The organism is Streptomyces sp. NPDC126499, assembly GCF_040302485.1.
Classification (GTDB): Bacteria; Actinomycetota; Actinomycetes; order Streptomycetales; family Streptomycetaceae; genus Streptomyces.
The window spans coordinates 229,368-238,176 of sequence record NZ_JBEOUO010000012.1 but is presented as its reverse complement, the minus strand read 5'-3'; the positions used below and the strand labels follow the sequence as shown (position 1 = coordinate 238,176).

General features: G+C 74.5%; 4 protein-coding genes and 1 pseudogene. 3 read left to right on the top strand and 2 right to left on the bottom strand.

The window, feature by feature from the left end:
* Positions 1 to 311 precede the first annotated feature (311 nt).
* A pseudogene (locus ABTZ91_RS20265) lies at positions 312 to 1,703 on the bottom strand (ATP-dependent helicase); the annotation flags it as partial.
* Positions 1,704 to 1,996: 293 nt separating this feature from the next.
* On the bottom strand, positions 1,997 to 2,404 hold the full coding sequence (locus ABTZ91_RS20260) for an MGMT family protein (RefSeq protein ID WP_352078550.1): 408 nt from the start codon (positions 2,402 to 2,404) through the stop codon (positions 1,997 to 1,999).
* Between the two features lie 165 nt (positions 2,405 to 2,569).
* Here ABTZ91_RS20260 and ABTZ91_RS20255 point away from each other — a divergent pair, with 165 nt between their 5' ends.
* The 3 genes from ABTZ91_RS20255 (at position 2,570) to ABTZ91_RS20245 (ending at position 8,738) form a co-directional block, all read left to right on the top strand.
* Positions 2,570 to 5,221, top strand: coding sequence for a lysylphosphatidylglycerol synthase domain-containing protein (locus ABTZ91_RS20255; RefSeq protein ID WP_407077995.1), 2,652 nt, complete (start codon positions 2,570 to 2,572; stop codon positions 5,219 to 5,221).
* Between the two features lie 248 nt (positions 5,222 to 5,469).
* Positions 5,470 to 7,044, top strand: coding sequence for an alpha/beta hydrolase (locus ABTZ91_RS20250; RefSeq protein WP_352078549.1), 1,575 nt, complete (start codon positions 5,470 to 5,472; stop codon positions 7,042 to 7,044).
* 143 nt (positions 7,045 to 7,187) lie between these two features.
* Positions 7,188 to 8,738, top strand: coding sequence for an alpha/beta hydrolase (locus tag ABTZ91_RS20245; RefSeq protein WP_352078548.1), 1,551 nt, complete (start codon positions 7,188 to 7,190; stop codon positions 8,736 to 8,738).
* Positions 8,739 to 8,809: the final 71 nt, after the last annotated feature.

The following is an 8,809-nucleotide window of genomic DNA, read 5'->3' as shown; positions in this document are numbered from 1 at the left end:
GTTCGGGGCGTTCATCGTGGGGAGGTGGGGGGTCAGGTCACTGGGGGGGGGGGCCCGGGGCCGCGGGGGGGGCGGGCGCTCCCGGGGGCCACCCCCCCCGGCCCCCCGCGCCCGGGGCCCGCGCCGGTGGCCGCCCCGGCCGGCTCCGGCCCGGTGCCCTCCGGGGCGGGCCCCGGGTCGGGCTCGTCGGACGGGTCGTCGAGGTCGCCGGCCGGCGGGCCGCCCGCCCCCGGGACGGCCGTGCCGTCACCGGAACCGGTCGCGCCGCCGCCCACGGCACGCCCGGCCACCGAAGCCGCAGCACCCGCACCCGCGCCCGCGTCGGGCCCGTGGGCGGGCCCGGCCGCATCGGCCGCACCCGGCGGTGCGGCGGCCGCGGCCCCGTCGGGTGGCTCCTCCGCCCCGGTGTCCGCCCCGCCCGCGCGGGCGGCCGTCGCCGCGCCCGCCACCGCGCGGAGCGCGAGGAGCAGGGGGGCGACGGCGGGTTCGTGGCGGAGGGGGGTGTCGGCGGCGTCGGTTTCCACGGGGACGCCGGCGGAGGTGAGGGCGCGGCGGAGGGCGGGGAGGGGGGCGGCGGCGCGGGTGAGGACGGCCATGTCGTGCCAGGGGACGCCGTCCTCCAGGTGCGCGCGGCGGAGGAGGTCGGCGATGTTCTCGGTCTCGGTGGAGGCGGTGGGGTACGTGTAGACCTCCGCCCGGCCCCCGTCCCGTACCGGCGCGAGCTCGCGGTGGGCGCGGGCCTTGTCGGCGGGCAGGCGGGGCAGCGGCATCCGCTGGGCGAGGAGCCGGGTCGCGGCCAGCAGGGCGGCGCCGGAGCGGCGGGAGGTGCCGAGGACGCGTACGGAGCCGCCGAAGGTGGCGGGGAAGTCGAGGATGCCGTTCACGTCGGCGCCCCGGAAGGCGTAGATCGACTGGTCGGGGTCGCCGAAGGCGACGACCGTCGGGACGGCGGCGGTCAGCCCGCGCAGCAGCCGCACCTGCGCCGGGTCGGTGTCCTGGTACTCGTCGACGAAGACGGCGTCGTAGGAGGGCAGCGTGCCGGGCGCGGCGTTCTCGGTGAGCAGGACGGCCCGGTGGACCAGCTCGGTGTAGTCGAGGACGCCCTGGAGGTCCATGACGTCGAGGTACTCGGCGAGGAAGCCGGCCGCGGCCCGCCAGTCGGGGCGGCCCACGCGGCGGGCGAAGTCGTCCAGGGCCTCCGGATCGAGGCCCAGTTCGCGGGAGCGGGCGATGACGGCGCGGACCTCGTCGGCGAAGCCGCGGGTGGTGAGGCAGGCCCGCAGTTCGTCGGGCCAGCGGATCCTCCCGAGGCCCGCCTTCTCCAGGTCGATGTGGCCGGCGAGCAGTTCGCGTACGGCCAGGTCCTGCTCGGGGCCGGACAGCAGCCGCAGGGGTTCGGCGAACAGGTCGGCGTCCTGGTGGGCGCGGACCAGGGCGTAGCAGTACGAGTGGAAGGTGGTGGCCTGCGGGGGCCGGCGGCCGCCGAGCCGGGCCGCCATCCGGTCGCGGAGTTCCACGGCGGCCTTGCGGCTGAAGGTGAGGACCAGGATCCGCTCCGGGTCGGCGCCCGCCTCCATGCGGGCGGCGACCGCCTCCACCAGGGTCGTCGTCTTCCCGGTGCCGGGTCCGGCGAGGACGAGCAGCGGTCCGTGCGCGTGCTCAACCACCGCCCGCTGCGCTGCGTCCAGCACAGGGGGCCGCACCGGCGCCGGAACGGCCCGCACCAGCCGGTAGGCGCCGGGTCCCCGCGTACGGAGGGTGGAGGAGGAAGTCACGTGGGTCGCCGGTCCTGCTGGTGGGTCTGTGGAGGAGTCGTCGGAGTGGTCGGAGTGGTCGGAGGGCTCGCGCCGCGCGACGCGCCCGGAGCGTCCCCGGCGCTCGGATGTCTCGGAGCCCCGGGAGCGCTCGGGTGAGAAGCGCGAGCCTCGACGTTACGCGATCCGGGCCCGGTGTCTCACGCGTCCGTGCCGTCCCAGCACGCCCCACCCCCGGTGTCTCACGCGTCCGTGCCGTCCCAGCACGCCCCGCCCGCGAGGTCTCCCGCGCCCGTGCCGTCCCAGCGCGCCCTGCGCATGTCGACCTTGACCGGTCCCCCCTTCGGTTCCCGCAGCGGCGTGCCCTCCGCCCGGTAGTGACCGAGCGCACGTCGCTCGTGTCCCGGCAGCAGCGCGCCGTCCGCCCGCACCACGCGCCACCAGGGCACCGAGCCGCCGTACAGCGCCATGGCCCGGCCGACCTGGCGCGGGCCGCCCTCCCCCAGCCATTCGGCGACGTCACCGTAGGTCATCACCCGACCGGGCGGGATCTCCTCGGCGACCTGAAGCACCCGTTCCGCATACTCGGGCAGCTCGGGCAGTTCCTGCATCTGCTCGCGCATCCGCTCCTGCTTCTCCATTCCGCTCATCCTGCCTCACCCCACCGACAAGCCCCTGATGCCTCCGTACGGCCCTCCTTCGTGCCACCATCGTGCGGGCGGTGACTGGTGATACGAGATCAAGAACAAGCAGCGACGACAGCGACAGAGCCGGCGACGACGACCACGCACGCAGAGCGGCACGCAGAGACGGACATGGTGATGCGGCACGACATCCCGCCTCCGGGGGAGGCCGATCCCGGTCTTCCCGAGCGCGTTTCCGGCGACGAACCGCTGCTCGCCGCCCGCGTGCACCGGCCGTCCGATCTGATGCGACTGCTCATCGGTGTCCTCGCCATCGCCCTCGTCCTCGCCATCGCCGCCTTCGCCCACGGCACGACCTCCGGTCTCGAGCAGGACATCAACAAGGGCGCCGGCGGCGCACCCGACGTCTTCGTCAAGATCGCCGGCCTGGTGTCCTCGATCGCGGTACTCCTGGTCCCCGTGGCCTTCGCGATCGAGCGGCTCGTCAAACGTGACGGCCTGCGGATCGCCGACGGCGTCCTCGCGGCCGTGCTCGCGCACGGCGTGACCCTCGCCACCGACCTGTGGGTGGCCCGGTCGGCGCCCGGCACCATCCAGGACGCGCTGACCCAGGCACAGTCCGGCGGCGGGCTCACCGACCCCGTGCACAACTACCTGGCGCCGGTCATCGCGTACATGACGGCCGTCGGCATGGCCCGCAGGCCGCGCTGGCGGGTGGTGCTGTGGGTGGTGCTGCTGCTCGACGCGTTCACCATGCTGGTCGCCGGTTACACCACCGCCTTCTCGATCATCCTGACCGTGCTGATCGGCTGGACCGTGGCGTACGGGACGCTGTACGCGGTCGGCTCCCCCAACGTCCGGCCCACCGGGCAGACCCTGCTCGCCGGTCTGCGCCGGGTCGGCTTCCGGCCGGTGACGGCGCTGCGCGCCGAGGGCGTGCCGGACTCGGCGGACAGCGGGGACCGCGGCCGCCGCTACATCGTGACCCTGGAGGACGGGCCCCCGCTCGACGTGACGGTCGTCGACCGCGAGCAGCAGGCGCACGGCTTCTTCTACCGGGCCTGGCGGCGCATCTCGCTGCGGACGATCACCACCCGCCGCTCCATCGTGTCGCTGCGCCAGGCCCTGGAGCAGGAGGCGCTGCTCGCGTACGCGGCGATCGCGGCGGGCGCGAACGCGCCGAAGCTGATCGCCACCTCCGAGCTGGGCCCGGACGCGGTGATGCTGGTCTACGAGCACCTGGGCGGCCGGACCCTGGACTCGCTGGACGACAAGGAGATCACCGACGACCTGGTGCGCAGCGCCTGGCGGCAGGTGAAGGCCCTCCAGTCGCGCCGGATCGCGCACCGCAGGCTCGCGGGAGACGCGATTCTGGTGGATCGTTCCGGCAAGGTGATCCTCACGGATCTGCGGGGCGGCGAGATCGCCGCCGGTGACCTGGTGCTGCGGATGGACATCGCCCAGCTGCTCACCACGCTCGGTCTGCGGGTGGGCGCCGAGCGGGCGGTCGCGGCGGCCGTGGAGGTGCTGGGCCCGGACGCGATCGCCGACTGCCTGCCGCTGCTGCAGCCGATCGCGTTGAGCCGCTCGACCCGCGCGGAGCTGCGCCGGCTGGCCCGGGAGCGTACGAAGCGGGAGCGCGAGGCGGTCCTCGCCGCCTCCCAGGCGGCCAAGCAGGCCCGTGCGGAGGCGCGGGCCCAGTCCCAGCTCGACGAGGACCGCCGCGAGGACCGCAAGGCCGCGCGGGCGGAGAAGCAGGCCGACAAGAAGGCCGAGAAGCGGGCCCTCGACGAGGCCCAGGACGAGGCCCGCGAGGAGGACCTGCTGGCACAGATCCGGCAGCAGGTGCTGCGGATCCGGCCGCAGGCGCCGGTGGAGCCGGTGCGCCTGGAGCGGATCAAGCCGCGCACCCTGGTCAGTCTGATCGCGGGCGCCATCGCCGCGTACTTCCTGCTGTCGCAGATCGCCCGTACGCCGCTGTCGACGATCAGCGAGGCGGACTGGCGGTGGGTGGCGGCGGCGGTGCTGTTCTCGGCGTTCAGCTATGTGGCGGCGGCGATGAGCCTGCTGGGCTTCGTGCCGGAGCGGGTCGGGTTCTGGCGGACGGTGGTGGCGCAGGTCGCCGGGTCGTTCGTGAAGATCGTCGCCCCGGCGGCCGTCGGCGGCGTCGCCCTGAACACCCGCTTCCTCCAGCGCGCGGGCGTGCGCCCGGGGCTCGCGGTGGCGAGCGTCGGCGCCTCGCAGCTCTTCGGGCTGGGGGCGCACATCCTGCTGCTGCTGTCCTTCGGCTATCTGACCGGGACGGAGAACTCACGGTCGTTCACCCCGTCGAGGACGGTGATCGCCGGCCTGTTGACGGTCGCGGTGCTGGTGCTCGTGGTGACGGCGATCCCGTTCATGCGGAAGTTCGTCTCGACCCGGCTGCGCTCGCTGTTCGCGGGCGTGGTGCCGCGCATGCTGGACGTGCTCCAGCGGCCCGTGAAACTGGCCACCGGCATCGGCGGCATGCTGCTGCTGACCGGCGCGTTCGTGCTGTGCCTCGACGCCTCGATCCGCGCCTTCGGGCACGGCAACGTGTCCATCAGCTTCGCGAGCGTGGCCGTGGTCTTCCTCGCGGGCAACGCGCTCGGCTCGGCGGCCCCGACTCCCGGCGGCATCGGCGCGGTCGAGGGCGCGCTCACCGTCGGTCTGGTCACGGTGGGCCACCTGCCGCTGGAGGTCGCCACTCCGGCCGTGCTCCTCTACCGCCTGCTGACGCTGTGGCTGCCGGTGCTGCCGGGCTGGCTCTGCTTCAACTGGCTGACCAAGCGGGAAGCCCTGTAGCGGGGCGCCGAGCGCCTCGGACCGGGAAGCGGCGAGGGCCGGGCGGGACGGCCGACGGCGCGCGAGCCTGGCCGGACGCGGGCCCGAAGGGCCGGGCGCGGACGGCTGTCGCCACAGGCAACGGGCCGGACGCGCGCGCGTAGCGCAAGGGCGCCGAGCGCCTGGGGCCGGTCCCGAAGGGCCGGGGCGCGCCACCCGCATGGACCTCCGCCCGCGCGGGGGCTCGGCGGGCGGCCGACGATGGGGGCATGCCGATCTCCGTCGCCAAGCGAGCCGTCCTGTTCACCGCGACCGCCGCCCTGCTGCTGACCGCCGGGTGTTCCGACGACGGGGGGCAGGCGGCTGCTCCCGAGACCAGCGGGCCGAGCGGGCTCGACGGGCTCGCGGCGCAGAAGTTGGAGTGGTCGCCGTGCCGGCCGCCGTCCGCCGCGGAGGGCGGCGGGCCCGTGCCGTCGCCGCTGCCGGGCGGGGCGCCGTGGGAGTGCGCCTTCCTGACCGCGCCGCTCGACTACGCCGAGCCCGACGGCGAGACCGTCGACCTGGCCCTCATCCGGGCGAAGGCCCGCGACCGGAGCCGGCGGATCGGCTCCCTCCTCTTCAACTTCGGCGGCCCCGGCGCCTCCGGCGTCAGCGGCCTGCCGGGCTTCGCCGAGAAGTTCGAGACGCTCCGCTCCCGCTACGACCTGGTCTCCTTCGACCCGCGCGGCGTCGGCCGCAGCGCACCCGTGGAGTGCGCCACCGACCGGGAGCTCGACGCCTACTACGCCCTCGACTTCACGCCCGACGACGCGGCCGAGGAACGGACCCTGTCCGACGCGCAGAAGAAGTACGCCGACGGCTGCGAGAAGGACTCGGGCAAGAGGCTCCCCCACCTCGGCACCGAGAACGCCGCCCGCGACATGGACCTGATGCGCCGGGTCCTCGGCGACGACAAGCTCCACTACTTCGGCATCTCGTACGGCACGGAGCTCGGCGGCGTCTACGCCCACCTCTTCCCCTCGCACGTGGGCCGCGCCGTCTTCGACGCCGTCGTCGACCCGGGGGCCGGGGTGGAGGCCGGTGCCCTCGGCCAGGCGAAGGGCTTCCAGCTGGCCCTCGACAACTTCGCCAAGGACTGCGTCGGCCGCGGGGCGGAGTGCACCCTGCCCGGCTCCTCCGTCGCCGAGATCGAGAAGTTCGTCACCGATCTGCTCGCCTCCCTCGACAAGAAGCCGATCGAGGGCATCGGCGACCGCAAGCTCACCCAGACCCAGGCGGCGAACGGCATCGCGCAGGCCCTGTACTCCAAGGAGTTCTGGCCCTACCTGGAACAGGGCCTGGACGAGGCCGACGGCGGCAACGGAGCCCTGCTGCTCGCCCTGTCGGACTCCATGAACGGCCGCGACCAGAACGGCGTCTATAGCAACATCCAGTCCGCCAACACCGCCATCAACTGCGTGGACTACAAGGAGCGCTACACCCTCGGCCAGGCCAGGGAGCGGCTGCCGAAGTTCCGGAAGGTCTCCCCCGTCTTCGGCGACTTCATGGGCTGGGCCATCACCAGCTGCTCGTCCTGGCCGGTGCCCGGGACCTGGGACCACCCGGACGTCTCGGCCGCCGGCTCGGCCCCGATCCTGGTGATCGGCAACACCGGCGACCCGGCCACCCCCTACGAGGGCGCCCGCGCGATGGTGGACGCCCTCGGCAACGGCGTCGGCGTGGAGCTCACGTACCGGGGCGAGGGGCACGGCGCCTACAACAGCGGCAACGCGTGTGTGAAGGCGGCGACCGACGCGTACCTCCTGGACGGCAAGGTGCCGAGGAGCGGGACCGTCTGCGGCTAGCGGAGGCGGCGCCTTGATCGCCTCAAGGATCGGCCGGGCGCTCCTGGGCGAGGGCGGCGCTGGAGGATCGGCCGGGCACTCCTGGGCGGTCGCGGCCCGCCTACGATGGGTCGTCCGGAACAACGGATCACGGGGGGCGCGCGGTGGCGAGCGGGAGCGGGTTCATACGCAAGGGGGCGGGGCTCGCCCTCGCGGGAGTGCTCGCGGCGGGCTGCACGGCCACGTCCTCCGGCGGCGACGCCCCGCCGACCACGGCCGGTCCGAAGCCCACCGCCACGCACAGCGCCGGTTCGTCGCTGCCCGCCGCCCTCACCGGGCAGCGCCCCGACTGGAAGAGCTGCCCCGCGCCCGAAGGCGGTCAGGCGCCCGGCTCCGCCTGGCGCTGCGCGACCGTCACGGTGCCCCTCGACCACGCGAAGCCGGACGGCGCGACCATCCGGGTCGCCCTCGTCCGCAAGGAGGCCACCGACCGCGAGCGGCGGCTCGGCTCGCTGCTCTTCAACTTCGGCGGGCCGGGCGCCTCGGGCGTCGAGATCCTGCCGCGCGCCGCCGGGGAGTACGCGAAGCTGGGCGAGCGCTACGACCTGGTCTCCTTCGACCCGCGGGGCGTCGGCGGCAGCGCGGGCGTGGTCTGCCGCGACGACGCCGAGCAGGACGCCGCCGAGCGGACGGTCGACCTCACCCCGGACACGCCCGCCGAGGAGGCCGCCTTCCTCAAGGACAACGCCGCCTTCGCCGCCGGCTGCGCCCGCCGCTCCGGCACCGTCCTGCCGCACACCAGGACCACCGACACGGCCCGCGACCTCGACCTGGTCCGGCAGGTGCTCGGCGACGAGAAGCTGCACTACTTCGGCATGTCGTACGGCACGGAGCTCGGCGCCGCCTATGCCCACCTCTTCCCCTCGAAGGTGGGCCGGCTCGTCCTGGACGCGGTCGTCGACCCGACCGCCGACACCGCCGGGCACGCCCGCAACCAGACGATCGGTTTCCAGCGGGCCCTGGACAACTACCTGACGTCGACCGGCCAGTCCCCGAAGGCGGGGACCGAACGGATCGCCCGGCTGCTGCGGAAGCTGGACCGGGAGCCGCTGCGGGTCGGCGAGCGGCGGCTCACCGAGGGCCTGGCGACCACCGGGATCGCGGTGACGCTGTACGGGCAGTCCAACTGGCCGCTGCTCACCCAGGCGCTCGACGAGGCCGAGCGCGGCGACGGCACCCGGCTGCTCCAGCTCGCCGACTGGTACAACGACCGGGACGAGAGCGGCCACTACGCGACGCAGTCGCATTCCCAGCGGGCGATCTCCTGCGCGGACTCGGCCGAGCGCCCCACTCCCGGCGAGGCGCGTGCGCTGCTGCCGGAGTTCCGCCGCCTCTCCCCCGTGTTCGGCGCCTATCTGGCCTGGGACACCGCCGGCTGGTGCGCCGCCTGGCCGGTGAAGGGCGAGACCAGGGACGTCGACGCGAGCGCGCCCGGCGCCGCCCCGATCCTGGTCGTCGGCACGACGGGCGACCCGGCCACCCCGTACGAGGGCGCCGAGAAGATGGCGAAGGAGCTGGGCGCGGGCGTCGGAGTGCTCGTCACCAACAAGGGCGAAGGCCATGGGGCGTACGGCACGTCGGCCTGCGCCACGCGGACGATCGACGCGTACTTCCTGGACGGCCAGGTCCCGGCGTACGGCACGACCTGCTCCTAGCCGTACGGAAAAGTTCTTGCGGAACGGGAGAGGGCCCGGACCTCGCGTGAGGTCCGGGCCCTTTCGCCGTA

What these genes read in the sequence shown, in the direction of transcription:
- ABTZ91_RS20260 (WP_352078550.1), bottom strand. Translation starts at nt 2,404, where the DNA reads ATGAGCGGAATGGAGAAGCAGGAGCGGATGCGCGAGCAGATGCAGGAA.
- ABTZ91_RS20255 (WP_407077995.1), top strand. Translation starts at nt 2,570, where the DNA reads ATGGTGATGCGGCACGACATCCCGCCTCCGGGGGAGGCCGATCCCGGT.
- ABTZ91_RS20250 (WP_352078549.1), top strand. Translation starts at nt 5,470, where the DNA reads ATGCCGATCTCCGTCGCCAAGCGAGCCGTCCTGTTCACCGCGACCGCC.